Here is a 24,963-nt window from a genome sequence, read left to right on the forward strand (position 1 = left end):
TCGCGGATATGACCGACGCTGGATTTCACCACGTAGTCATTACCCAGATACTTATTGATCGTTTTGGCTTTTGCCGGGGACTCAACGATAACGAGAGCTTTACCCATATTCACCTTTACCTAATTTGATTCTTCCAGGAATACACACCTGTCCAGAAGGAGGTCGTGCATATTTCGCGCTTGAATTCACCTTCCATTGGTGACGAGCCTGATGTAGTGGCGGCGTCAATGGAGTTCAACCCCTTCTCTGTGCCGACCCCAGAAGTCGCTCTCAGAGGAGTGAGTTTGCTGGTCAATACCAACCAGGTGATATAGCACGAAGAATTTTCGGTCGAATGTCAAGCAAATCTGTTGCCAGATTGCAGAAAGCGCACACTGTACCTGATAAAATTCGTTACGCAACCTTATTAGCACGCAAATGCCAATCCCGCCAGCGGGCGCGCCATTGGCATGTCCTTGTGTTTCACAGGGAAAATTTGCCCGTTGCGCGTGCCGGGCGTAGACTAGCGCCACTGTTTTAAAGGAGTCTGATATGCAAGAAACATCCCAACCTATCGATCGTCAATCTCTGCTGGTAGAAGCCAACCGCCTTATTCGCGAACACGATGACACGCTGAAAGGCATCGAAGCGACGGGTGTGGAACAACGCAACGGCGTGCTGGTCTTTAGCGGTGAGTATTATCTTGATGAGCAAGGTTTGCCAACAGCCAAAAGCACCGCGGTATTCAACATGTTCAAATATCTCGCACACCAGCTCTCAGAAAAATATCACCTGATTGACTAAAAAAAAGAGCGAGGATCATTCCTCGCTCTTTTTTATTGCCCTTTTACATCATGGGTTTTTGCCCGCGCTGCCACCAGCGCATCAGCAAATGGTCCGCACTCTCCGCGGCGCTGCCGGTAAAGCGGTCGACCAGTTTTTTACGTTGCAGGTAGCGCACGTTAAGGACATCACGCCCCACCATCAGGCTCAACAGCAGATCGTCGCTGGTACCAATCTCATCGACCAGCCCTTTCTCCAGCGCCTGGCTGCCGTACCAGTGTTCACCCGTCGCCACCGAATCAATGTCCAGCTGCGGACGCATCTGGTGGACAAACGCTTTGAACAGCAGGTGCGTTTCGTTCAGATCTTCGCGGAATTTCTGCCGCCCTTCTTCGGTATTCTCGCCTAACAGCGTCAGCGTGCGTTTGTACTGCCCCGCGGTATGAAGCTCAATGTCGATGTCTTTATTTTTCAGGAAGCGGTTAAAGTTCGGGATCTGTGCTACCACGCCAATCGAGCCGATAATAGCAAACGGCGCAGAGACGATTTTATCGCCCACACACGCCATCATATACCCGCCGCTTGCCGCAACTTTGTCGACAGCAATCGTGATGGGCACCTGTTTGTCACGCAGACGTTGCAGCTGTGATGCCGCCAGACCATAGCCATGCACCACTCCGCCTGGGCTCTCCAGACGAACAACCACCTGGTCCTCCGGCTTGATAACGGCCAGCACTGCCGTCACCTCTTCACGAAGAGAGGCAACTTCATGCGCATCCATACTGCCCTTAAAATCCAGCACCCACACGCGCGGTTTGTCGCCGGACTCGCTCACGCCTTTCTTCGCGTTTGCTTTCGCGGTTTTCGCCTCAAGCTTGTGCTTTTTCTTTTGCGCTTTAAGCCAGAGCTTCTGCTGCGGGCCATCCAACAGCGCCACGCTCATGTCTTCCTGCATCTCTTTATACTGGTCACTCAGATTGGTGATCCGCAGCTCTCCGCGCTGCTTTTTGCGTTGGGTAAGATTCACGATAAGTGTGGCAATCACCGCTATCGCGACTACAACCGTGGCGATTTTCGCCAAAAACAACCCATATTGAGAAAGTAGTTCCACGCTTCCACCTTGAAAAAGAATCACTCGGTTATCGGGCACAGTGTACAACAGCCATTTCAGTGCGTCTTGCGCCGGAATTTTACGTTGCGTACTGGCTTCCTGTTTTTTTTCGCGTCAATGAAATGATTGCAAAATGTTAATTCTGAACAGCCTTTCCGCCTGGCTGATTGTAATAGCCGGTGATTTAAGGCATAAAGCCCAAAAAGAGAATTCCCAGAACAAGAACAGTCACGTAGCTCGCGGCAGAGCTACAGGAGAACGCCCGTGCATTATCAACCGCAACGCGATTTGCTGCAAAATCGTATCATTCTTGTGACAGGTGCCAGCGATGGCATTGGTCGTGAAGCCGCCCTGACCTATGCCCGCTATGGTGCAAGCGTAGTGCTGCTGGGCCGCAATGAAGACAAGCTGCGCAGCGTCGCACAACAGATCCAACAGGAAGGCGGCATTCCCGCTCAGTGGTTTACTCTGGATTTACTGACCTGCACGCCTGAAGCGTGCCAACAGGTGGCGCAGAAAATCAGCATCCATTATCCCCGCCTTGACGGGGTGTTACACAACGCAGGTCTGCTCGGCGATGTTGTGCCCATGGATCAGCAAAACCTGGCCGTATGGCAGGATGTTATGCAGGTCAACGTCAACGGCACCTTTATGCTGACTCAGGCACTCCTTCCTTTATTACTTCAATCCGATGGCGGCTCGCTGGTGTTCACCTCTTCGAGCGTAGGCCAGCAAGGCCGTGCGAATTGGGGTGCCTATGCGGTGTCAAAATTTGCCACTGAAGGCATGATGCAGGTGCTTGCTGAAGAGTATCAGGGTCGTCTGCGCGTCAACTGCATCAATCCGGGAGGCACGCGCACTGGCATGCGGGCCAGCGCGTTTCCAACCGAAGATCCGCAAAAACTGAAAACCCCTGCCGACATCATGCCGCTCTATTTGTGGCTGATGGGCGATGACAGTCGTCGCAAAACCGGCACCACGTTCGATGCCCAACCGGGCCGTAAACCAGGAATTGCACAATGAGTGACGATCGCCATCGCGAGCGCCAGCAGCGTCTGAAAGAGAAAGTGGATGCCCGTATTGAAGAAGCCCAGGACGAGCGAGGCATCATTCTGGTGCTAACCGGCAATGGCAAAGGGAAAACAACCGCGGCATTTGGCACCGCAACACGCGCCGTCGGGCACGGAAAAAAAGTGGGCGTGATCCAGTTTATCAAAGGCGACTGGCCCAACGGGGAACGTAATTTACTCGAACCTCATGGCGTTGAGTTTCAGGTTATGGCGACAGGTTTCACCTGGAACACGCAGGATAAAGCGGGCGACACCGCCGCCTGCATGAAAGTGTGGCAACACGCGAAGCGAATGATGGCCGATGAACACCTGGATCTGGTTGTCCTCGATGAGCTTACCTACATGGTGGCTTATGATTATCTGCCGCTGGAGGAAGTACTGACGGCGTTACGAAATCGCCCTCACCAGCAAACGGTCATTATCACCGGTCGCGGCTGTCATCGTGAGATTCTGGATATGGCGGATACGGTCAGCGAATTGCGCCCTGTGAAGCACGCGTTTGATGCTGGGGTGAAAGCGCAAATCGGCATCGACTACTGAGTTTCTTCCATTAAAAAAGGCCCCGAAGGGCCTTTTTCTTATGAACCGCTGCCGTTGTTTCGGCTGCTGGAGCGGCGAGCCCCACCGCTGCGCGCGGGTTTACCGCTGACCTGCGTATGGCGTTTCACCGCACGGCGAATCTGGTTCGCCTTCATACGACGGCGATCTTTCTCTACCGCGACTTTGGATTCGGTTTCTGGCTTCAGCTCTACCAGCTCGCGCAGATAGTTAGTTTGCGCCAGGTCCAGCTCAGTATAGCCACCGCGAGGCAGGCCTTTTGGCAGGAGAATATCACCGTAACGCACGCGAATCAGGCGGCTAACCTGCACGCCTACCGCTTCCCACAGACGGCGAACTTCACGGTTACGCCCTTCTGTCAGCGTGACGTTATACCACTGGTTAATCCCTTCACCGCCGGTAAATTTGATGGTTTTGAAAGCCGCCGGGCCATCTTCAAGCTGCACGCCGCGTGACAGCTGACGCACTTTGTTGTCATCAATTTCACCGAACACGCGTACTGCGTACTCTCGCTCAACTTCGCGGCTTGGGTGCATCAGACGGTTAGCCAGCTCACCATCGGTGGTAAACAGCAGCAAACCACAGGTGTTCACATCCAGACGGCCTACGGCAATCCAGCGTGCGCCTCGCAGTTTTGGCAGACGGTCAAACACCGTCGGACGCCCTTCCGGATCGCTGCGAGTACACAGCTCACCTTCCGGTTTGTAATAGGCCAGCACGCGGCAAATCTGCTCTACCGACTCTTTGACGGAGATAAGGTGTCCGTCAATACGGATTTTAAGACCAGGAATAACTTCTACGCGATCGCCGAGCGTCGCAATTTTGCCATCGACGCTGACGCGCCCGGCCTGAATCATCGTTTCGATTTCACGGCGGGAGCCGTGGCCAGCACGAGCCAGCACTTTCTGTAATTTCTCGCTCATCGAGCTTCCTTAAGGTGTCGCCTTCCCAGGCGTCGTGGAGAATTCTGGATACCGTATTTCATGGTATTTAGGGCCGCGTAGTATAGCCGTTACCGCGATTACTGGAAAGGCTTCACATCACCGACGCCTTCACGCACCACAACAGGCGCGTCTTCGGTCAGATCGATAACCGTGGTCGGCTGTTGGCCGAGATAGCCGCCGTGAATGACCAAATCGACCACTTTCTCCAGGCGGTCTTTAATCTCTTCCGGATCAGACTCGGTAAACTCGCTGCCCGGTAGCATCAGAGACGTCGACAGCATCGGCTCACCCAGCGCTTCGAGTAACATTTGCGCTATCGGGTTGGACGGCACGCGCATCCCAATGGTTTTACGCTTTTCCTGCAACAGGCGACGCGGAACTTCTTTGGTGCCTTTGAGGATAAAAGTGTAGTTGCCCGGCGTGTTGTTCTTGATCAGACGAAACGCCACGTTATCGACAAACGAGTAGGTCGACAGCTCCGACAGGTCACGGCACATCAGGGTGAAGTTGTGCCCGTCAGGCAAATGACGAATACGACAGATTCGCTCCATCGCGCCTTTGTCTTCAATTTTGCAGCCCAGCGCATAGCCTGAGTCCGTTGGGTAGACGATAACGCCGCCCTTACGCACGATCTCCACGGCCTGGTTTATCAGGCGCTGCTGTGGGTTATCCGGATGAATATAAAAAAACTGACTCATACTTCCCTCTCAATGATCTCTAGCGGCTGTTCCCAGCTCTGCCACACGCCTTCTGCTCCGGCGGGTAGCCACAGTTTGCGACCCAGTTCAATCCACGGACAAGGCTGATGGAAATCAGACCCTTGTGACGCCAGTAATCCATACTGACGCGCATACGCCGCGAGCTGGGCACGTTCGTGGGGAGCCTGCTGGCACTGAGCGACTTCCATCGCGTCGCCGCCACATTCGCTGAAGTGTGCCAGCAATCTTTTCAGCCACTTGGCAGAAAGATTATAGCGCCCGGGATGGGCGATCACCGCCTTGCCACCAGAATGATGAATGACATCAATAGCTTGATCTATTGTACACCACTGCGGCGGAACGTATCCGGTTTTCCCGCGCGCGAGGTATTTTTTGAAAACGTCGGCGATATTGCTGGCTTTGCCTGCCTCAACCAGAAAACGGGCAAAATGACCACGCGTCACCGCCCCGCCGTCTGCCAGCTTCAGCGCGCCTTCCCAGGCCCCAGGGATCTGGGCTTTATCGAGGCGTTCAGCAATCAGCTTCGCTCGTTGTTGACGGCGCTCTGTTTGCCCGGCCAGAAACGCGATCATTGCAGGATGCTCAATATCGATATTCAAACCGACGATATGAATTTCATGATTTTCCCAGACAGTGGAGATCTCCACGCCGGTAATCAAATTCAGCGGCAGGTTGGCGCGGGCAATTTCAGCTCTCGCCGCCGGGATCGCCGCCACGCTGTCGTGGTCGGTAATGGCGAGCGTCCCAACCCGCATGTCTAGCGCACGGTGCACCAGTTCTTCCGGCGTCAGCCGGCCATCTGATGCGGTGGTGTGGCTGTGCAGATCGTAAATCACGGCGTAAGAAGGGTCGCTCAAAATCGCTCCGGGTATCAGTGTAGTCGTATCAAATTTTATCAATGCGGCGCACATCATAGCGCCTGCGACGGATTTTCCGAAATCGCGATGACAGCGAAAAATGAAGGTGGCGAAATCGACGAGTGGCAGCCCAAAACACGTTTCCAAACACTTTCGTAAACGCTGAAACACTTTTTTCACCAAAACTCCCATTCGGCACTTGTCATGCAGCTATGATCAAAAGTGAACTAAGCAATTGTCATGAAAGAGAAAAAAAATGACCCGCTTGTTTAATTTTGGTCAGCTATTGCCTTGCATGATCGCGGTTGCGCTATACCCTAGCCGTCTCTTTTCCCCGTCAGGTGTCCACTCTGACGCGTTAAATTTTGTCTTAACATGGAGCCTTTATGCTGCCTAACCTTACTGGTGAACACGGCGCTCAGGAAAGGCGCTTGCGTGTGCGTCTGCTGTGGTGCAGAGCATTTGCATGCCTCCTCCTGATCTTGTCTGCCGTCCTCTACTGGATGCCGCTCTCTGTCGAACAGACCTCATGGCTGGCGTTTGCCCGTCCGTTGATTTCAGGTGCCCTACTTGGCCTTGCCGTCATCGAGAATGCCCTGTGTCAGTTGCCCTCACTGCGTAAAAGCCGTGTGATGGCAACAGAGGCTGACGGCGAAAAGAAAAAAATCTGGCAACGCCCTGTGCCACCAGGCATCACGCTGTGGTTCCGGCATCTCTGGCAACATGGGCTGACCCTCGCCGCCGCCGTGCTTGCAATAACGATTATTAGCGCGAATTTCTCCGCACAACACGTGCTTGCTCCCCTTACTCGTGGGCAGATCCCGGTAGCCTCACTGCTATTGACAGCCTGCTTTGTTCTGCTGGTTTGCGAGCGCATGCTGAGCTTCCGCCCTTTGCGCCACTGGCCACAGCAGAAAGTCTGTGTTGGGTTGCTGCGAGCACTGCTTAGCGTTTTTCTCATCACCACCCTCGCGCTGGCTCTCGTTAATGCGTTCAGCATTCTGGCGTACTGGACGCTTTATCTGGCAAGCCTGCTGGTGATCGTGGTCGCCGCAGAGTTTTTGATTCGGGCGGTGGCGACAATATGGATTGCTCCTTCACCGGCCAGAAAAACGCCGTTCCTGACCCAAAGCCTGCTCGCTGAGCAGTACCGCTGGCCGCTGCATCCGCTGCTGAGCATTCGCAAAAAAATCGTGCAGCATTTTGGCGTTGATATTGGGCAGATTCAGGCCTTCCGTCTGATCGGCAAAATCTTTGTCCCCGTCGCCTGCGTGATTGCGCTGACAGGCTGGTTGATGAGCGGCATCAGCGAAGTCTCCGTCAGCCAGCGTGGCGTTTATGAGCGTTTTGGTAAACCGACGGAAGTGCTGCTACCCGGCGTGCATGTGGGTCTGCCGTGGCCTTTTGGTCGCGTATTGCCGGTTGATTTCGGTGCCGTCCATGAGCTGGCATTAAGCGAAGCACAGCCTGAAGTGCAACCCTCTTCCGCAACGGTGACCGATCTGATTGAAGGCCCTGCTCCCCAGGAAAGCTGGCGCCTGTGGGACAGCAGCCATAGCACCGATCAGGCACAAGTCATCGCCAGCGCCGTGGGCGATAAGCAAAGCTTCCAGATCGTCAATATGGATATTCGCCTGATCTGGCGCGTAGGCTTGCATGATAACGATGCGCTGAACAGCCTGTATCAAACTGACGATCTGCCGACCACTATCCAGCGCGTTGCCCGTCAGGTGATGACACAGTATTTCTCACATCAACAACTGGATGCGCTGCTGAATGAACAGCGCGCGACCATGGCGACCAAACTCAACCGTGAGATCCAGCAGCGTCTGAACGCGCTCAATACCGGTGTCGAACTGCTCTATACCCGTATCGAATCTATTCATCCCCCAGCAGGTGCAGCAAACGCTTATCACGGCGTACAGGCGGCGCAAATCGCCGCCAATGCCTCAATCGCGCGCGAAAAAGGGTATGCCGCTTCGACAGCCAATGATGCCCAACGAAAAGCGACCACCGCTATTGATGGTGCTCAGGCTTCAGCCAACGAAATGCAGGCCCAGGCTACCGCCTCTTTAACGCGCTACAGCGCGGACTATGAGTCCTGGAAAATCAATCCAGAGGCTTATCTGAATGAGCGACGCTATCAGGCCTACAGCAAGGCGCTGGCAAAAACCCCGTTGCTTATCCTGGACAGCCAACTGAGCACAAACAACGAGTCGGTACTCGATACGCGCCAGTTCGCCCCTTCCTCCCGCCAGAACTAAAAATAAAGGCCTGAGAAAAATGAAAATTCGCTCTATCGCCACCCAGGCGACCACGACAAAAGTTGGAGTGACTCACTCCGGGACAAACCCGAAAGCCCCCAACTTCGCCAGACGAGGTGTTCGTTACGCTGTTGCAGGCCTGCTGGTTCTGCTGGCGCTGCTGACGGCCTGTCTGGTTCAGGTGCATGCAGGCAGTGCCACAGTGATGACCCGTTTCGGCAGCCCTGTGCGTGTGCTGATGGCACCGGGCCTCGGCTGGCGTTTGCCTGCCCCGTTTGAAACGCCGGTTGAAGTCGATTTACGCAGCCGTTCAACGTCAAGCGGCCTTCAGGACGTCGGTACCCGCGACGGCCTGCGCGTGATTGTCCAGGCGTGGGCAATCTGGAAAGTCAGCCCGGACCAGCAGCATGTTCTGCGTTTTATTCGCGCGGTTCAGAACCAGCCAGAAGAAGCGGCGCGTCAGATTCGCACCTTTATCGGCTCTTCACTGGAAACCACCACCAGTAATTATGCGCTCTCCGAAATCGTCAACACGGATGGCTCGAAGGTGAAGATCCCGCAGCTTGAGCAGCAAATTAAAGAGCAGTTGAAAGCCCAGTTGCTGAAAAGCTATGGCATTGAGCTGATTGACGTTGGCATCGAACGCTTAACCCTGCCTGCGGTCACCCTCAACGCTACCGTTGACAGAATGCGTGCAGAGCGTGAAACCATCGCTACCGAGCGCACGGCAGAAGGCAATCGTCAGGCCGCGGATATCCACTCGAAGGCAGATAAAGAAGCGCGTATCACCGAAGCTGACGCTTCAATTAAAGCCGCGACCATCATGGCGCAGGCGCAGCAGGAATCGGCGGCTATTTACGCCAAAGCCTATGCGCTTGATCCTGAGCTCTACAACCTGCTGCGCTCGCTCGATACGCTCAATGACATTGTGAATAAGAGCACGCGAATCGTCGTCAGCACCGATGCGGCGCCGTTTAAAGCGCTGGTCCAGCAACCGACTGATGCGAATAAGGCTGCGCAATGAAAAGGCCATCCGTAACGACCTCCCCATGGGGGCAATCTTATCGCATCGCCTTCTTCGGGCTGTATGCGGCCACGCTGCTTGCGGCACTGGCCTGGCTGTTTTCCAGTTTTCATCAGGTTACGCCAGACAGCCAGGCCGTGGTCTTCCGTTTTGGCAAGCCAATAGCCGTTGAACGTCCGGGCGTGGTCTTTGCCTGGCCTGCGCCAGTGGATAACGTCCAGGTGATCCCAGGCCCGGCTCGCATCCTGCAACATGATGTGCTGCCGCTTCAGCGTAAAGAGCAGCTCAAAACGCTGACTGCCGCGCAGGTGACTGCGGATGCGGGCGCGGGCGCGGGCTATCAGCTCACGGGGGATGCCGGCGTGGTTCAGCTCAACATGCAGGTGTTTTACCGCATTGATAATCCGCTGCGTTATGTCTTACAGCGCCCACATGTGGACGCGCTGATTGATCGTCTCGCACAGCGTGCTTCAACGCTTATCTGTGCCGGTCGCGATCTCGACACCGTACTGGTCGCCCGTCCTGAAACCCAACAGGATGACACCTATGCCGCGCAAGAGCGTTCACGCCTGCGTAGCGACCTGAAGCAGATGATGGACAAAGACTTACAGCAGCTTGCCGGTAGCGATAACGATCCCGGCATTGTGATCGAGCGAGTTGATATCGCCTCTTCGCTGCCAGATGAAGCGGTTGATGCCTTTAACTCGGTGCTGACAGCCAGTCAGCAGGCGGAGAAGAACATCGCGCAGGCACAAAACGAAGCGACACTGCGTTTACAAAAATCCCAGCAGCAGGCTGACCGCGTGATTCAGCAAGCGGAAGCCAGCAGCAGTGAAATGCACGCCAAAGCAGAAGTTGCCACCCAGACCATCACCAAACTGGCACAGGCACGTGCCAGTGGCAGCGATGCCGGGTTACTGCAACGACTGTGGCGTGACCGGATTTCCGCCATTCTTTCTCATGCCGGGCAAGTGCTGACGGTAGCGCCTGAAAATAAAAACCGACTGGTGCTGTCCGGGCCTGACGATCAGGGCATCGATCAGCCTGCATCCAGCGATACAACGGCGTCGTCAGGCAACAGCGTCACGTCGAACTGGGCCTCTTCATCGTCATCCTCGGTGTCGGCCCCGGCCACAACTTCAGCGCCTGCGTCGAATACGCCCGCCTCTCTGTCTGATGTCTTTGGAGATCTGCGATGAGCCATCAATGTAGTCACGGTCACTTTCATCCCAACTTTAGCCAAACGCTGCTGACGCCAGAAGAGCAACGGCGCATGACCGTCCAGTTAACGCTGGCGATGACCACCATTGGGCTGATTTTGCTCAGCCTGTTGTGGCGTACGATTGCGCCACAGCAAAGCGCAATCAGCGATCTGCTGGCAGGCGTGGCGTGGCTTATCGTTGCCGTGCCGGTGTTCCGTGCGGGCTGGCATAGCCTGCGCCACCCAGATTTACACGGCGTAACAGACTTGCTGATTGTGCTGGCAATGCTGGGGGCCTGGGCGCTGGGCGACCTCATCACTGCCGCTCTGTTGCCGGTATTGATGATTTTCGGTCACATTCTGGAAGAACGCAGCGTGATGGGCACGCGTCAGGCGATTGCGGGTTTAACCAAACTGACCCGAAGCAAGACCCGTCGCGTTAATGCCGATGGTTCGCTGGATAGCGTCGATAGCCAGAATATCGTCGTTGGCGATATCGTGGAGATCCGCGCCGGGGATAACGTTCCGGCAGACGGCAAAATTATCAGCGGCTACGCCAGTCTGGATGTTGCCTCAATAACCGGAGAATCGGTGCCACAGGAAGCTGGCCCGGGAAGCCTTGTTTTCGGGGGGTCAATCAACCTCAACGGTTTGCTGCGGATGGAAGTGACCCATACCGGCGATCAGTCCACGCTCGGTAAAGTCATCGCGCTGATGAAAGATGCCGAACAGGCCAAACCGCCGATCACGCGTATGCTGGAGCGCTATGCGTCCCATTACCTGATTCTGGTTCTGCTGATTGCCGCCAGCACCTGGTTTTTAACCTACGACAGCCAGGCAATGTTAGCCGTGCTGGTTGCCGCCTGCCCTTGTGCGCTGGTGCTCTCTGCCCCGGCCACCGCAATGGCAGGAATTGCCGTTGCGGCACGTCACGGCATCCTGATCCGCAATGCCGCCTTCCTCGAAGAGCTTGCGGATGTTGATGCGCTGATCGTCGATAAAACCGGCACGCTGACGCAGGGACGGTTGCAGATGGTGGACGCCATTCTGGCTGCCGGTTGTGATGAGCAACAGGTTATCCAGTTGGCCGCTACCCTCGGTGCAACCAGTAGTCACCCGGTTAGCCATGCGCTTGCAGACTATGCGCCAGCCGATGAGACATTGGGTATTCATGAGGTCGAAGAGCGGCAAGGTATGGGCATTATCGCCCGAACCGATCGCGGCCAGGCGCTTCTCGGGCGCTCGGATTTGTTTGTTGAGCACGGTGTCTCTCCGCTCGCGCTGCCGGAACACGAAGGGCCGCTGGTTGGTGTTGCTCTGGATGGACAGTTCCTCGGCTGGTTGCTGCTCGCGGACACTCTTCGCCCGGAAGCCGCAGAAGCCCTGCGGGAACTCGACACGCTGGGCATTGAAAGAAAAATGCTGCTGACCGGTGACCGCATTGCGGCAGCGCGTAGCGTCGCGGCCTCATTGGGTATTGAAGATGTGGTCGCGCAAGCCCTGCCGTCCACCAAACTGGATGAAGTGCAAAAAGCGGTGCGCGAGGGCTGGCATCCGCTGGTCGTTGGCGACGGCATTAACGATGCGCTGGCGCTGAAAGCGGGTGCTGTCGGCATGGCGATGGGCGCGAACGGGGCGGATATTGCGCTGGTTTCCGCTGACGTGGTGCTGACAGGTAGCGATCTTCGTCGTCTGCCTACCGCGATTCGCCTGAGCCGCCGCTGTCGCAGAACCCTGATGGTGAATGTCTTTATCGGCCTCGGCTGGACCATCTTGATTGTCGCTGCCGCCGCACTCGGTCTTTTAGGTGGCGCAGGCGCGCTGATTGCCGCACTGCTGCATAACCTGAGTACGCTGATGGTACTGGGAAATACCGGGCGGTTGTTGCAGTTTGATGAGACGCATTAATCGTTATAAAGGGATGCATTTTGCATCCCTTTTTCTTTCCAGTTATCCGATGTAATCAGTATCCATGACTTTCTCAAGCCAGGTAACCGGGCTGCCGTTTAATGATTCGGCAATGGCGATATGGGTCATCGCCGTCGTGGAGGTTGCGCCGTGCCAGTGACGAACATCCTCCGGGATCCAGACGATGTCACCCTGATTAATCGTCAGCTTCTCCTCGCCTTCGCGCTGAACCCAGCCTTGCCCGTGGATAACAATCAAGGTCTGCCCGAGCGGATGCGTATGCCAGGCTGTACGCGCCCCGGGTTCAAAGGTGACTGTCGCACCACCGACTCGCGCCGGTGGGGTCGCCTGAAACGGCGCATCGATTCTGACCTGCCCGGTAAAATAGTCTTCCGGGCCTTTCACGGACGGCGTGCTGGCATTGCGTATAATTTTCATCATCTTCTCCGGTTTAGCTTCTGCTTAGTCACACAAGTGTATCGCCAGTGAGTGCTTTGCATTACCCACCCGCATCCCATTGGACTTATGAGCCCTCTTCATTAATCCTGGTTGCTTCCTGCGCTTTTGCCTCTATCTTTCGCTCTTAACCCTAAAAGTAAGATTTCTGCAAACAAGGGTTGACTTTAGGCTCATGGACTAGTTAACTAGTACGCAAGTTCACACGACGAGGTATCTGCGATGACCCACTTTTCCGTTACTCTGCATAGCTGGTGGCGTACTCCCTGATAACGGGCTGTGCGATCGCGTCTGGAGAAGACGAACAGATACCAGGCCCGCCAATGAGCGGGCTTTTTATTGAACCAACACCTTCGAGAGAGACGAGAACGAAAATGCCAACACAAAAACCCGAGCTCGAGCTTCTGACCAGTGATGCTATCTACCGCGAGAACCCGACCGCGCTGTTCCATCAGATTTGTGGGGCTCGCCCGGCAACGCTGCTGCTGGAATCGGCAGATATCGACAGTAAAGATGATCTAAAAAGCCTGCTGCTGGTCGACAGCGCGCTGCGCATTACCGCATTAGGTGACACTGTCACCATTCAGGCGCTGTCGGATAACGGTGCTGCCCTGCTGGATTTGCTGGATAGCGCGCTGCCAGCGGGTATCGATAATCAACACCAGCCTAATGGCCGCATCCTGCGTTTTCCTGCAGTCAGTAATCTGCTGGATGAAGATGCTCGCCTGTGTTCGCTTTCCGTGTTTGATGCTTTCCGCCTGTTGCAGACGCTGGTGACGGTGCCGGTCAATGAGCGCGAAGCCATGTTCTTCGGCGGCCTGTTCGCCTACGATCTGGTAGCCGGTTTTGAAGATCTACCGCATCTGGACAGCGACACCGCCTGCCCGGATTACTGCTTCTATCTGGCAGAAACGCTGCTGGTGATTGACCACCAGACCAAAACCAGCCGCATTCAGGCCAGCCTGTTTACCCCTTCCGACGCGGAAAAACAGCGTCTGACGAAGCGCGTTGAGCAACTGCGTCAGCAGTTGAACGAGCCGCCAATGCCGCTGCCGGTAACCAAAATCGAGCAGATGCAGACGGAAGTGAATCAGAGCGATGATGAATACGGTGCCGTGGTTCGCAAAATGCAGCGGGCGATCCGCGCCGGGGAAATCTTCCAGGTCGTGCCTTCTCGCCGCTTCTCGCTGCCTTGCCCTTCTCCGCTGGCCGCTTATGACGTGCTGAAGAAAAGCAACCCTAGCCCGTACATGTTCTTTATGCAGGACAACGATTTCACGCTGTTTGGTGCATCCCCGGAAAGCTCCCTGAAGTACGACGCCAATAACCGTCAGATTGAAATCTACCCGATTGCCGGAACGCGTCCACGCGGTCGTCGTGCTGATGGCTCTCTGGACCGGGACCTCGACAGCCGGATCGAACTGGAAATGCGTACTGACCACAAAGAGCTGTCAGAGCATCTGATGCTGGTTGACCTGGCGCGTAACGATCTGGCGCGTATCTGTACGCCGGGCAGTCGTTATGTGGCAGACCTCACCAAAGTTGACCGCTACTCCTTCGTGATGCATCTGGTCTCTCGCGTGGTCGGTGAACTGCGTCAGGATCTGGACGTGCTGCACGCCTATCGCGCCTGTATGAACATGGGCACCCTGAGCGGTGCGCCAAAAGTGCGTGCGATGCAGCTTATTGCCGCCGCTGAAGGTAAACGTCGCGGCAGCTACGGCGGCGCGGTCGGCTACTTTACCGCTCACGGCGACCTCGATACCTGCATCGTGATCCGCTCTGCCTTTGTCGAAAACGGCATCGCCACCGTTCAGGCTGGCGCTGGCGTGGTACTGGACTCTGTACCGCAGTCTGAAGCCGACGAAACCCGCAATAAAGCTCGCGCGGTGCTGCGCGCCATTGCTCAGGCCCACCACGCACAGGAGATTTTCTAATGGCTGACATTCTGCTGCTCGATAATATCGACTCATTCACTTACAACCTGGCAGACCAGCTGCGCTCGAACGGCCACAACGTGGTGATTTACCGTAACCACGTTCCGGCTCAGACACTGATTGAACGCATTGGCACCATGGATAACCCTGTGCTGATGCTCTCTCCAGGCCCAGGTGCGCCTTCTGAAGCAGGCTGCATGCCTGAATTACTGACGCGTATGCGCGGTAAACTGCCGATTATTGGCATCTGCCTCGGCCATCAGGCCATTGTTGAGGCCTATGGTGGCTACGTGGGCCAGGCGGGCGAAATCCTGCACGGTAAAGCGTCAAGCATCGAGCATGACGGCCAGGCGATGTTTGCTGGTTTGCCGAATCCCTTGCCGGTGGCGCGTTATCACTCACTGGTCGGCAGCAATATCCCTGCGGGGCTGACTATCAACGCCAGCTTTAACGGCATGGTGATGGCTGTCCGTCATGATGCAGATCGCGTTGTCGGTTTCCAGTTCCACCCGGAATCCATTCTGACCAGCCACGGCGCTCGCCTGCTGGAACAGACCCTCGAATGGGCGCTGAAGAAACTGGAACCTGCCAATACGCTGCAACCGATTCTGGAAAAACTGTATCAGGCTGAGATCCTGACACAGCAGGAAAGCCACCAGCTGTTTTCTGCCGTGGTGCGTGGCGAAGTGAAGCCAGAACAGCTTGCTGCTGCTCTGGTGAGCATGAAAGTCCGTGGTGAGGATCCGCAGGAAATCGCCGGAGCGGCTACCGCGCTTCTGGAAAACGCGGCCCCCTTCCCACGCCCGGACTACCCGTTTGCCGACATCGTCGGAACGGGTGGCGATGGCAGCAACAGCATCAATATTTCAACGGCCAGCGCGTTTGTCGCCGCGGCCTGTGGGCTGAAAGTGGCCAAACACGGCAACCGTAGCGTTTCCAGTAAATCCGGTTCTTCCGATTTGCTGGCTGCATTCGGCATCAATCTGGACATGAACGCCGACAAATCACGTGAAGCGCTGGATGAACTGGGCGTGTGCTTCCTGTTCGCGCCGAAGTATCACACCGGTTTCCGTCACGCGATGCCAGTGCGTCAGCAGCTGAAAACCCGCACGCTGTTTAACGTGCTCGGTCCGCTGATTAACCCGGCCCACCCGCCGCTGGCGCTGATTGGCGTTTACAGCCCGGAACTGGTGTTACCGATTGCCGAAACCCTGCGCGTGCTGGGCTATCAGCGCGCCGCCGTGGTGCACAGCGGCGGCATGGATGAAGTCTCCCTGCATGCGCCAACCGTGGTGGCCGAGCTGAAAGACGGTGAAATTCTGAGCTATCAGCTCACGGCTGACGACTTCGGTCTGACGCCGTATCGCCAGGAACAGCTGGCTGGCGGCACGCCGGAAGAAAACCGTGACATTCTCTCACGCTTGTTACAAGGTAAAGGTGAAGCCGCCCACGAGGCCGCTGTCGCGGTCAACGTCGCCATGTTGATGCGCCTGCACGGCCAGGAAGAGTTGAAAGCTAACGTGCAGCAGGTGCTGGACGTTCTCCACAGTGGTGCCGCCTACGATCGCGTGACCGCATTAGCGGCAAGAGGATAAAAAATGCAGACCGTGTTAGCCAAAATTGTTGCCGATAAACGCATCTGGGTAGAAGCCCGTAAAGCGCAACAGCCGTTAGCCAGTTTCCAGAACGACGTCCAGCCAAGTAAACGCCACTTCTACGATGCCCTTCAGGGTGCCCGTACCGCGTTTATTCTGGAATGCAAAAAAGCGTCGCCGTCCAAAGGCGTGATTCGTGAAGACTTTGACCCGGCGCGTATCGCCGGGGTCTACAAACACTATGCGTCCGCCATCTCCGTGCTGACGGACGAGAAATATTTCCAGGGCAGCTTTGATTTTCTGCCGATTGTCAGCCAGATAGCGCCACAGCCGATTCTGTGCAAAGACTTTATCGTCGATCCGTATCAAATCTACCTGGCGCGCTTCTATCAGGCAGATGCCTGCCTGCTGATGCTCTCCGTGCTGGATGACGAAGAATATCGCCAGCTTTCGGCCGTCGCGCACAGCCTGAGCATGGGCGTGCTGACCGAAGTCAGTAACGAAGAAGAGCTGGAGCGGGCCATCGCCCTTGGCGCGAAAGTGGTCGGGATTAACAACCGTGATCTGCGCGACCTCTCTATCGATCTGAACCGTACTCGCCAGCTGGCACCACGCTTAGGCGCGGGTGTGACGGTTATCAGCGAATCCGGCATTAATACCTACGGCCAGGTTCGCGAACTGAGTCACTTTGCTAACGGCTTCCTGATTGGTTCCGCGATGATGTCGCACGACGATCTCAACGCTGCGGTTCGCCGTGTGCTGCTGGGAGAAAACAAAGTTTGCGGCCTGACTCGCGGTGAAGATGCTAAAGCAGCTTTCGAAGCGGGAGCCATTTACGGCGGGCTGATTTTTGTGCCGTCCTCCCCTCGCTTTGTTGAGGAAGAGCAAGCTCGTGCCGTGATTGCAAGCGCCCCGCTGAGCTACGTTGGCGTGTTCCGTAATAACGAGATGACCGACGTGGTGGCGAAAGCGGAAAGCCTGAAGCTGGCTGCGGTGCAACTGCACGGCAGCGAAGATCAGGCTTATATCGACGAGCTGCGCAGCCAACTGCCTGAGAAAGTGCAAATCTGGAAAGCGTTGAGTGTGAAAGACACCCTGCCTGCCCGCAACCTGAATCACGTTGAGAGGTACGTCTTCGATAACGGTCAGGGCGGCACGGGCGAGCGCTTCGACTGGTCGCTGCTGAACGGACAAGACTTAAGTAACGTGCTGCTTGCAGGTGGCCTTAGCCCGGATAACTGCGTCGAGGCTGCGAAAAGCGGCTGCGCCGGGCTCGATTTCAATTCAGGTGTAGAGTCTGAACCGGGCATTAAAGATGCCAGCAAACTGGCCTCGGTCTTTCAGACGCTGCGCGCATATTAAGGAAATGGACATGAACACATTACTGAACCCGTACTTTGGCGAATTTGGCGGCATGTACGTGCCGCAAATCCTGATGCCTGCCCTGCGCCAGCTGGAAGAAGCTTTCGTCAGCGCGCAGAAAGATCCAGAATTTCAGGCGCAGTTTACTGATCTGCTGAAAAACTATGCCGGTCGCCCGACCGCGCTGACCAAATGCCAGAACCTGACTGAAGGCACCAAAACCACGCTGTACCTCAAGCGTGAAGATTTACTGCACGGCGGCGCGCACAAAACCAACCAGGTGCTGGGCCAGGCGTTGCTGGCCAAGCGCATGGGCAAAACTGAAATCATCGCGGAAACTGGCGCAGGCCAGCACGGTGTGGCTTCCGCACTCGCTTGTGCCCTGCTCGGCCTGAAATGCCGCATTTATATGGGTGCGAAAGACATAGAGCGTCAGTCGCCAAACGTCTTCCGTATGCGCCTGATGGGAGCTGAAGTGATTGCCGTTCACAGCGGTTCCGCCACCCTGAAAGATGCCTGTAACGAAGCTCTGCGTGACTGGTCTGGCAGCTACGAAACCGCGCACTACATGCTCGGTACTGCGGCTGGCCCACACCCGTTCCCGACCATCGTGCGTGAATTCCAGCGCATGATTGGCGAAGAAACCAAAGTGCAGATTAAGGAGCGTGAAGGCCGTCTGCCTGATGCGGTTATCGCCTGTGTTGGCGGGGGTTCCAACGCCATCGGCATGTTTGCAGACTTCATCGACGAAACCTCGGTTGGCCTGATTGGTGTTGAACCTGCGGGTCACGGTATCGAAACCGGCGAACACGGCGCGCCACTGAAGCACGGGCGTGTCGGCATCTACTTCGGCATGAAATCGCCGATGATGCAGACCGATGAAGGCCAGATTGAGGAGTCTTACTCCATTTCTGCGGGTCTGGATTTCCCATCCGTTGGGCCACAGCACGCCTTCCTGAACAGTATTGGCCGCGCTGAATATGTATCGATTACCGATAACGAAGCGCTGGATGCCTTTAAAGCATTGAGCCGCCATGAAGGGATCATCCCGGCGCTGGAATCTTCCCACGCGCTGGCTCATGCCCTGAAAATGATGCGCGAGAACCCGGACAAAGAGCAGCTGTTGGTGGTTAACCTCTCCGGCCGCGGCGATAAAGACATCTTCACCGTACATGACATCCTGAAAGCACGAGGGGAAATCTGATGGAACGCTATGACAACCTGTTTGCTGAGCTGAAAAACCGCAAGGAAGGCGCGTTTGTCCCCTTCGTCACGCTGGGTGACCCGACCCCTGAACAGTCGCTGAAAATCATCGATACGCTTATCGAAGCCGGGGCTGACGCGCTGGAGCTGGGTATCCCGTTCTCTGATCCGCTGGCTGATGGTCCAACGATTCAGAACGCGACGCTGCGCGCGTTTGCTTCCGGTGTGACGCCAACTCAGTGTTTCGAAATGCTGGCCGCGATTCGCCAGAAGTATCCGACCATTCCTATCGGGCTGCTGATGTACGCCAACCTGGTGTTCAACCGTGGGATTGATAACTTCTACGCGGAATGCGCGCGCGTGGGTGTGGATTCCGTGCTGGTTGCGGATGTGCCAGTGGAAGAGTCTGCGGAATTCCGTCAGGCGGCGATGCGTCATAACGTCGCGCCAATCTTCATCTGCCCGCCAAACGCCGATGACGACCTGCTGCGCCAGATTGCCTCTCATGGTCGCGGCTATACCTACCTCCTTTCCCGTGCGGGCGTGACAGGCGCTGAAAACAAGGCCGCGTTGCCGCTGCATCACCTGATTGAGAAACTGAAGGAGTACCATGCCGCGCCGCCGTTGCAGGGCTTTGGTATTTCCGCGCCGGATCAGGTGAGCGCCTCGATTGGTGCAGGCGCAGCCGGGGCGATCTCCGGTTCAGCGATTGTCAAAATTATCGAGAAAAACGTCGATAATCACCCGGCGATGCTGGCCGAGCTGAAAGCCTTCGTGCAGAGCCTGAAAGCCGCCACTCGCCACGCGTAATCCTCACGCCGTCTGGGCTTCCTCAGGCGGCGTTTTTCCTTTCACACTCTCCGCATATTTGCGCACCAGCCGAAATAACTGCCCGCCCCCGGGATGAGAGCAAAATTGCACCGTGTTTACCGTTGAAGAATAACCACAAAAAAGAAGGGGTTGACGCCACTAATGAGAACTATTATCTTTCTCATTACCGAATAGTTGAGCTAATCACTCAGGTATTCGGTACGACATTGCTCACATTGCTTCCAGTATTATTTGCCCGCACTCGTGCGGGCTTTTTTTTCTGCGTTATTTATTCAGATCTTCATCCGGCCAGTACTTGTAGCCGTTCAACATCGCCTGAGCAGCCAGGCCCTTCTCGGTCATTTCATAGACGCTGACTTTGGACGGCAATGACTGCGTATCTTTCGCCACCGCGCTTGCTGAGGTTCCGGCCCCTGCCCCTTTGTCGTCATATTTTGCCGCCGCGTTCGCATCTGCGCCCACAACATAGCCGTTGGTGATGAATTTATTCAGTGTCTCACGATCGTGGAACACCATCACGGTGCTGAGCTGCTTCACGCCCACGCCGACACCTGCACCACCCTGAGCCATTTTCATATAAGTGTCTTTGCCGCTGCGCGAGTCTTTCACTACGCCGTAGCCGCTACCAAAGCCAAACAGGAAAATCTTGCTGCTGTTGCTGGAAAACACGGCATATCCAGAAGAGTGTGCGATGTCGCTGCGAGCTTCAGGATGCAGGTTGTAGAGCTTGCTCAGCGTATCTGTACGCATTTTTTTAATGGTGGCGCGCTGTTCGTTGGCGGTGTCGCCTTTAGCACTGCACCCGGTAATGGCCAAAGCGGCAACAAGAAAAAGTGATTTATAGTTCATTAGAATGGGTCTGCTTCTGGAAAGAGAAGCGCGCTATTCTAGGCGGAACGGCAGAAGATGCGAGAATTGCACTCTCGCGAAATGTAAGAAATTTATTTTTAAATCATAAAAATAAAATAATGAGCGGCGTGAAACAGCCGCTCAATGAGGCATCAGAAGCGGTAGCCTGCTGAGAACATAAACACCCACGGGTCAAGGCGTGTATGAATAGTCTGACTCTGACCGCCTGCTTTGAATTTCACGTCGGTGTCGATATCCATGTACCAGACGGAGGCGTTAATCAGCCAGTCGCGGTTGATTAAATAATCCACCCCAACCTGCCCCGCTGCGCCCCAGGAATCATCTGCGCTGAGGTCGGACAGACCTTTATCCTTCCCGTTATCGTTGAAGTCGGTGTTAAAGAAAGTGGTGTAGTTGATCCCTGCGCCCACATAAGGACGGACCTTACTGTCGGCCTCAAAGAAGTACCACTGCGCCATCAACGTTGGCGGTAACAGATTCACTGTGGCAAGGGTTCCGGTCGGGCCGGTGCCCACTTTGTTACGGAACGGTGTGGCGGCCAACAGCTCGATACCGATGTTATCGGTCGCCATATAGGTAAAGGTCAACCCCATTTGGGTATTGTTATCGACGGTAAAACTGCCCAGTCCAAGCACATTGTCAGAGCCTTCCGTCGGGCGAACTGTTGCGCTACCGGCACGAATAAAGAACTCACCCGCTTCATGCGCCCAGGCTCCCCCAGAGAGACTGCTTAAAACCAGTGCTGCCACGGCTAACTTTTTCATTTCCACTCCTTCCTTATGGTTTTATCCGCGCGGTGAATATACCCACAAAAGAGTAATAACGATCCAATCGGGATCACATTCAGTCTTGAGATTTAACATTCATTGATCTGGATTAATTTTTGGTTACCAAAGAGAGCCGAATAAATCGCATCCACATCAATTTTCAGCCTTTTGTCTGTTACAAAATCAGCTTCAACGGTGTGATGTTCGGCAAAGATCAGCCAGGCATCGCGCCCGGCACTCCCATCAGAGGTCACTGCGGCTTACCGCCCCTTTACAAAGATATGCTTTTCCATACAGGTGTTGATGCTGCCACTTTGCCGCTGGCTGAGTTACAATTGCCGGCTTAATCACAGCAGGTAAGACTCAAGGAGAGTGCATGTCTATCACGGCAAGTTCTGTTTTCCGTGACACGGGTAATTTTTTTCGTAATCAGTTCGTTACCCTTTTACTGATTGCGTTGTTGTGTGCGTTTATCACGGTGGTACTTGGCCATGCGTTCTCACCCAGCGACGAACAACTCGCCCTTCTGAAAGAAGGCGATAACCTCGCAGGCAGCGCCGGACTGTTTGAGCTGGTGCAAAACATGACGCCTGAGCAGCAGCAAATCCTGCTGCGTGCCTCTGCGGCATCCACGTTTTCCGGGCTGATTGGCAATGCCATTCTGGCAGGTGGCGTGTTGCTGACGATTCAGATGGTGTCAGCAGGCCAGCGTATTAGCGCCCTGCGCGCTATCGGGGCCAGTGCGCCGGTGCTGCCGAAGCTGTTACTGCTGATTTTCATCACCACCTTCCTGGTGCAGATGGGCGTGATGCTGGTGGTGGTGCCGGGTGTGCTGCTCGCTATCGTGCTCGCCTTCGCGCCTGTCATGATGGTGCAGGACAAAATGGGGATCTTCACCTCCATGCGCAGCAGCATGCGTCTGGCGTGGGCTAATATGCGTATGGTGGCTTCACCGGTCATGGGCTGGCTGCTGGCAAAAACGCTGCTGCTGATGTTTGCACCCAACTTTGCCGTGCTGTCGCCAAACGTCGGCGCGGTGGTGGTGAACTGTATCAGTAACCTCATTTCTGCTTTGTTGCTGATCTATTTATTCCGCCTGTATATGCTTATTCGTAACTGATCCCTTTGGCCCGGAGCGTCCGGGCCGCAACTGAATGACGGAAATGATGTATGAAGCAGTTTCTCGATTTTTTACCGCTGGTGGTATTCTTTGTTTTCTACAAACTCTATGACATCTACGCTGCCACCACCGCGTTAATCGTCGCCACCGCCGTAGTGCTTATCTATAGCTGGGTGCGCTACCGCAAAGTTGAAAAAATGGCGTTGATCACTTTTGTGCTGGTCGCCGTCTTTGGCGGGCTGACGCTGTTCTTCCATAACGATGAATTTATCAAATGGAAGGTCACGGTGATTTACGGTCTGTTTGCTGGCGCGCTGCTCGTCAGCCAGTGGATCATGAAGAAACCACTGATTCAGCGCATGCTCGGCAAAGAGCTGACCCTGCCGCAATTTGTCTGGTCGCGCCTGAATATCGCCTGGGCGGTATTCTTTATTCTGTGTGGGCTGGCCAATATCTACATCGCCTTCTGGCTGCCGCAGAATATCTGGGTAAACTTTAAAGTGTTCGGCCTCACCGCGCTGACGCTGGTGTTCACCCTGCTGAGCGGCGTTTACATCTACCGCCACATGCCCCAGGACGACAAGAATGACTGACAGCAGTAACACGCCGGTTGGCGATTTAGTTTTACGCACGCTGGCAATGCCGGCCGATACCAACGCCAATGGGGATATTTTTGGTGGCTGGTTGATGTCGCAAATGGACCTGGGCGGCGCCATCATGGCGAAAGAAATCGCTCAGGGCCGCGTGGTCACCATTCGGGTGGAAGGTATGACGTTCTTGCGCCCTGTCGCCGTGGGGGATGTAGTGTGCTGCTATGCGCGCTGCACGAAACGCGGCAACAGCTCCATCACGGTGAACATCGAAGTGTGGGTGAAGAAAGTCTCGTCTGAGCCGATTGGGCAACGCTACAAGGCGACTGAAGCGCTGTTTATCTACGTCGCCGTAGACAGCGAAGGTAAACCCCGGCCTTTCCCGAAAGTTTGATGCTGTGCTGAAAAAACAAAACCCGGTGATTGCCGGGTTTTGTCGTTTTAGAGGAAGCCTAACAGCTTAAAGAAGAAGTATCCGGCGACAATCACTATCACTGGCAACACATATAACGGGAAGATTTGCAGAAAAATGGTGTGGTGCGGCACCACAATTTTGGCTTCGATTTGTTCTTTGGTCAGCCCTTCCGGCCCTTTCCCTTTCTCCAGAATCATCTGGTCCTGTACCCCTTCCTTCAGAAACTTAGCCTGACGACTCATCCGCGCGCCAGAAGCCTGCAACGCCAGGCCAACGAAGATCAGGACGAAGATAATCCAGAAGCCGATATTGAGGCTGTGGTGAAAATCGGGCAGCGGCGAGTTGTACCAGAAGAAGTTAAGAAATGGCGTGTTGAAGCGAATCATCTCGATCATCACGTGCGCGAAGTCGAGCATGACGGCATCAATCCCTGGCTGCTTCTCGCTGTGTTCAAACATGAATTTGAGCACGGAAATCAGCGTGGAAATCACGGCAGGGATAAAAATAACCCATCCCAAAATGCGTTTCAGTATGGCAATGCGTCCAGCTTGTTGATACGTCATGGTTTCCCCTTGTTCAGACGCGCTTTCTGTTTCGCTGTAAGTCTACCTTTAGTTGTCGCTTTTCGCCTGCGCTTTAAAAGCGTTATGGTGTACGATTAGGCCGAATCTCAGGCCTTTTTACCTCTACAGGAGTTGCCCTATGACAGCCCAGCGTCAAATTCTTGCCGCTATTTTTGATATGGACGGTTTACTGATTGATTCCGAACCGCTGTGGGATCGCGCCGAACTGGACATCATTGCCAGCCTTGGCGTGGACATTTCCCGCCGCAACGAACTCCCGGACACGCTGGGTCTGCGCATCGACATGGTCGTAGAACTGTGGTTTGCCCAGCAGCCGTGGAACGGCCCGAGCCGTGAAGAAGTGACAGACACCATTATCAGCCGTGCTATTTCTCTGGTGGAGGAAGAACGTCCGCTGCTGCCAGGCGTACGTGAAGCGATTGCGCTGTGTAAAGCGCAAGGATTGAAAGTCGGCGTGGCTTCCGCTTCTCCTCTGCACATGCTGGAAAAAGTGCTGACCATGTTTGACCTGCGCGATCAGTTTGATGCGCTGGCTTCCGCCGAGAAACTGCCTTACAGCAAGCCGCATCCTCAGGTTTATCTGGACTGCGCCGCTAAGCTTGGCGTTTCTCCGCTGACCTGTGTGGCACTCGAAGATTCCGTCAATGGGATGATCGCCAGCAAAGCCGCGCGCATGCGCTCCATCGTCGTGCCGGAACATGCAAACTTTGCCGATGCACGCTATGTGCTGGCTGACGTGAAGCTCAGTTCGCTTGAGCAGCTTACCGCCGCGCATCTGCTGGGCTAACACCTTCTCCCGGTAACACCGTTGCCGG

Annotated in this window: 26 protein-coding genes, 1 pseudogene and 1 other annotated feature; of the genes and pseudogenes, 17 read left to right on the forward strand and 10 right to left on the reverse strand. The window is 55.3% G+C overall.

The annotated features are described in order from the left end of the window. On the reverse strand, positions 1–107 hold a 107-nt coding region (locus ACRCWW_RS02970; protein ID WP_438681124.1), incomplete at its 3' end, for a toprim domain-containing protein. 424 nt (positions 108–531) lie between these two features. Between ACRCWW_RS02970 and ACRCWW_RS02975 the strand changes: the two genes are divergently transcribed. Then, entirely contained in the window at positions 532–783 is a 252-nt protein-coding gene (locus tag ACRCWW_RS02975; RefSeq protein ID WP_438681062.1) for a YciN family protein, read from the forward strand. 43 nt (positions 784–826) lie between these two features. Here the strand turns inward: ACRCWW_RS02975 and sohB are convergent, their stop codons facing one another. Continuing rightward, positions 827–1,873 (reverse strand): protease SohB, encoded by a 1,047-nt coding sequence (gene sohB / locus ACRCWW_RS02980; RefSeq protein WP_438681063.1) that lies wholly within the window; start codon positions 1,871–1,873, stop codon positions 827–829. A 264-nt stretch (positions 1,874–2,137) separates the two neighbouring features. On the opposite strand from sohB, the gene ACRCWW_RS02985 reads away from it, so the two are divergent. Both ACRCWW_RS02985 and cobO read left to right on the forward strand, forming a co-directional pair. Beyond that, positions 2,138–2,896 (forward strand): YciK family oxidoreductase, encoded by a 759-nt coding sequence (locus ACRCWW_RS02985; protein ID WP_438681064.1) that lies wholly within the window; start codon positions 2,138–2,140, stop codon positions 2,894–2,896. Beyond that, positions 2,893–3,483 (forward strand): cob(I)yrinic acid a,c-diamide adenosyltransferase, encoded by a 591-nt coding sequence (gene cobO / locus ACRCWW_RS02990; protein WP_438681065.1) that lies wholly within the window; start codon positions 2,893–2,895, stop codon positions 3,481–3,483. Before ACRCWW_RS02985 ends, cobO begins: the two co-directional genes overlap by 4 nt. A gap of 38 nt (positions 3,484–3,521) precedes the next feature. Here the strand turns inward: cobO and rluB are convergent, their stop codons facing one another. From rluB to rnm, 3 genes are all read right to left on the reverse strand, one after another. Continuing rightward, positions 3,522–4,424: a 23S rRNA pseudouridine(2605) synthase RluB gene (rluB, locus tag ACRCWW_RS02995; protein ID WP_438681066.1), complete on the reverse strand. Its 903-nt coding sequence runs from the start codon at positions 4,422–4,424 to the stop codon at positions 3,522–3,524. Between the two features lie 98 nt (positions 4,425–4,522). Next, complete coding sequence (locus ACRCWW_RS03000) at positions 4,523–5,143, reverse strand: L-threonylcarbamoyladenylate synthase (RefSeq protein WP_438681067.1); 621 nt, start codon at positions 5,141–5,143, stop codon at positions 4,523–4,525. Next, positions 5,140–6,021: an RNase RNM gene (rnm, locus tag ACRCWW_RS03005; protein ID WP_438681068.1), complete on the reverse strand. Its 882-nt coding sequence runs from the start codon at positions 6,019–6,021 to the stop codon at positions 5,140–5,142. Before rnm ends, ACRCWW_RS03000 begins: the two co-directional genes overlap by 4 nt. 386 nt (positions 6,022–6,407) lie before the next feature. Between rnm and ACRCWW_RS03010 the strand changes: the two genes are divergently transcribed. From ACRCWW_RS03010 to ACRCWW_RS03025, 4 genes are read left to right on the forward strand one after another with little or no spacing between them, the layout of a single operon-like run. Next, positions 6,408–8,285, forward strand: coding sequence for an SPFH domain-containing protein (locus ACRCWW_RS03010; RefSeq protein ID WP_438681069.1), 1,878 nt, complete (start codon positions 6,408–6,410; stop codon positions 8,283–8,285). A 19-nt stretch (positions 8,286–8,304) separates the two neighbouring features. Beyond that, the gene (gene hflC, locus ACRCWW_RS03015) at positions 8,305–9,309 is read left to right on the forward strand and encodes a protease modulator HflC (RefSeq protein WP_438681070.1); all 1,005 of its coding nucleotides are present in this window, start codon (positions 8,305–8,307) and stop codon (positions 9,307–9,309) included. Further along, positions 9,306–10,508 (forward strand): protease modulator HflK, encoded by a 1,203-nt coding sequence (hflK, locus tag ACRCWW_RS03020; protein ID WP_438681071.1) that lies wholly within the window; start codon positions 9,306–9,308, stop codon positions 10,506–10,508. The genes hflC and hflK overlap by 4 nt, the downstream gene beginning before the upstream one ends. Next, entirely contained in the window at positions 10,505–12,418 is a 1,914-nt protein-coding gene (locus ACRCWW_RS03025; RefSeq protein WP_438681072.1) for a heavy metal translocating P-type ATPase, read from the forward strand. The genes hflK and ACRCWW_RS03025 overlap by 4 nt, the downstream gene beginning before the upstream one ends. Positions 12,419–12,460: 42 nt before the next feature. Here ACRCWW_RS03025 and ACRCWW_RS03030 read toward each other — a convergent pair whose 3' ends face one another. Then, entirely contained in the window at positions 12,461–12,856 is a 396-nt protein-coding gene (locus tag ACRCWW_RS03030) for a (R)-mandelonitrile lyase (RefSeq protein ID WP_438681073.1), read from the reverse strand. Between the two features lie 264 nt (positions 12,857–13,120). Then, positions 13,121–13,215: a sequence feature (Trp leader region), on the forward strand. 33 nt (positions 13,216–13,248) lie between these two features. Here ACRCWW_RS03030 and ACRCWW_RS03035 point away from each other — a divergent pair. From ACRCWW_RS03035 to trpA, 5 genes are read left to right on the forward strand one after another with little or no spacing between them, the layout of a single operon-like run. Beyond that, positions 13,249–14,811, forward strand: a complete 1,563-nt coding sequence (locus ACRCWW_RS03035) for an anthranilate synthase component 1 (protein WP_438681074.1) — start codon at positions 13,249–13,251, stop codon at positions 14,809–14,811. After that, positions 14,811–16,406, forward strand: coding sequence for a bifunctional anthranilate synthase glutamate amidotransferase component TrpG/anthranilate phosphoribosyltransferase TrpD (gene trpD, locus ACRCWW_RS03040; RefSeq protein ID WP_438681075.1), 1,596 nt, complete (start codon positions 14,811–14,813; stop codon positions 16,404–16,406). Before ACRCWW_RS03035 ends, trpD begins: the two co-directional genes overlap by 1 nt. Before the next feature lie 3 nt (positions 16,407–16,409). Then, entirely contained in the window at positions 16,410–17,768 is a 1,359-nt protein-coding gene (trpCF, locus tag ACRCWW_RS03045; protein ID WP_438681076.1) for a bifunctional indole-3-glycerol-phosphate synthase TrpC/phosphoribosylanthranilate isomerase TrpF, read from the forward strand. 10 nt (positions 17,769–17,778) lie between these two features. Then, positions 17,779–18,972, forward strand: a complete 1,194-nt coding sequence (trpB, locus tag ACRCWW_RS03050) for a tryptophan synthase subunit beta (RefSeq protein WP_438681077.1) — start codon at positions 17,779–17,781, stop codon at positions 18,970–18,972. Further along, on the forward strand, positions 18,972–19,781 hold the full coding sequence (gene trpA / locus ACRCWW_RS03055) for a tryptophan synthase subunit alpha (protein WP_438681078.1): 810 nt from the start codon (positions 18,972–18,974) through the stop codon (positions 19,779–19,781). The genes trpB and trpA overlap by 1 nt, the downstream gene beginning before the upstream one ends. Before the next feature lie 285 nt (positions 19,782–20,066). Here the strand turns inward: trpA and ACRCWW_RS03060 are convergent, their stop codons facing one another. From ACRCWW_RS03060 to ACRCWW_RS03070, 3 genes are all read right to left on the reverse strand, one after another. Beyond that, the gene (locus ACRCWW_RS03060; RefSeq protein ID WP_438681079.1) at positions 20,067–20,651 is read right to left on the reverse strand and encodes a YSC84-related protein; all 585 of its coding nucleotides are present in this window, start codon (positions 20,649–20,651) and stop codon (positions 20,067–20,069) included. Positions 20,652–20,803: 152 nt separating this feature from the next. After that, complete coding sequence (gene ompW, locus ACRCWW_RS03065) at positions 20,804–21,436, reverse strand: outer membrane protein OmpW (protein WP_438681080.1); 633 nt, start codon at positions 21,434–21,436, stop codon at positions 20,804–20,806. Positions 21,437–21,528: 92 nt separating this feature from the next. Beyond that, positions 21,529–21,693 carry a hypothetical protein gene (locus ACRCWW_RS03070; protein WP_438681127.1) on the reverse strand — a complete coding sequence of 55 codons (165 nt, stop codon included), beginning with the start codon at positions 21,691–21,693 and terminating at the stop codon, positions 21,529–21,531. Here ACRCWW_RS03070 and ACRCWW_RS03075 point away from each other — a divergent pair. The 4 genes and pseudogenes from ACRCWW_RS03075 to yciA form a co-directional block, all read left to right on the forward strand. After that, a pseudogene (locus ACRCWW_RS03075) lies at positions 21,685–21,786 on the forward strand (YkgJ family cysteine cluster protein); the annotation flags it as partial. The gene ACRCWW_RS03070 and the pseudogene ACRCWW_RS03075 overlap by 9 nt on opposite strands. 29 nt (positions 21,787–21,815) lie before the next feature. After that, a complete protein-coding gene (locus ACRCWW_RS03080) occupies positions 21,816–22,559 on the forward strand; it encodes a YciC family protein (protein ID WP_438681081.1) in 744 nt (247 codons plus the stop codon). A 50-nt stretch (positions 22,560–22,609) separates the two neighbouring features. Further along, on the forward strand, positions 22,610–23,152 hold the full coding sequence (locus tag ACRCWW_RS03085) for a septation protein A (RefSeq protein ID WP_438681082.1): 543 nt from the start codon (positions 22,610–22,612) through the stop codon (positions 23,150–23,152). Continuing rightward, positions 23,145–23,543 carry an acyl-CoA thioester hydrolase YciA gene (gene yciA / locus ACRCWW_RS03090; protein ID WP_438681083.1) on the forward strand — a complete coding sequence of 133 codons (399 nt, stop codon included), beginning with the start codon at positions 23,145–23,147 and terminating at the stop codon, positions 23,541–23,543. Before ACRCWW_RS03085 ends, yciA begins: the two co-directional genes overlap by 8 nt. Before the next feature lie 47 nt (positions 23,544–23,590). Here the strand turns inward: yciA and ACRCWW_RS03095 are convergent, their stop codons facing one another. Continuing rightward, entirely contained in the window at positions 23,591–24,127 is a 537-nt protein-coding gene (locus ACRCWW_RS03095; RefSeq protein WP_438681084.1) for a YniB family protein, read from the reverse strand. A 139-nt stretch (positions 24,128–24,266) separates the two neighbouring features. Between ACRCWW_RS03095 and hxpB the strand changes: the two genes are divergently transcribed. Further along, positions 24,267–24,935: a hexitol phosphatase HxpB gene (hxpB, locus tag ACRCWW_RS03100; RefSeq protein ID WP_438681085.1), complete on the forward strand. Its 669-nt coding sequence runs from the start codon at positions 24,267–24,269 to the stop codon at positions 24,933–24,935. The last annotated feature ends 28 nt before the right edge of the window (positions 24,936–24,963 follow it).

It is taken from the genome of Scandinavium sp. (genome assembly GCF_051650185.1).
GTDB lineage: Bacteria > Pseudomonadota > Gammaproteobacteria > Enterobacterales > Enterobacteriaceae > Scandinavium.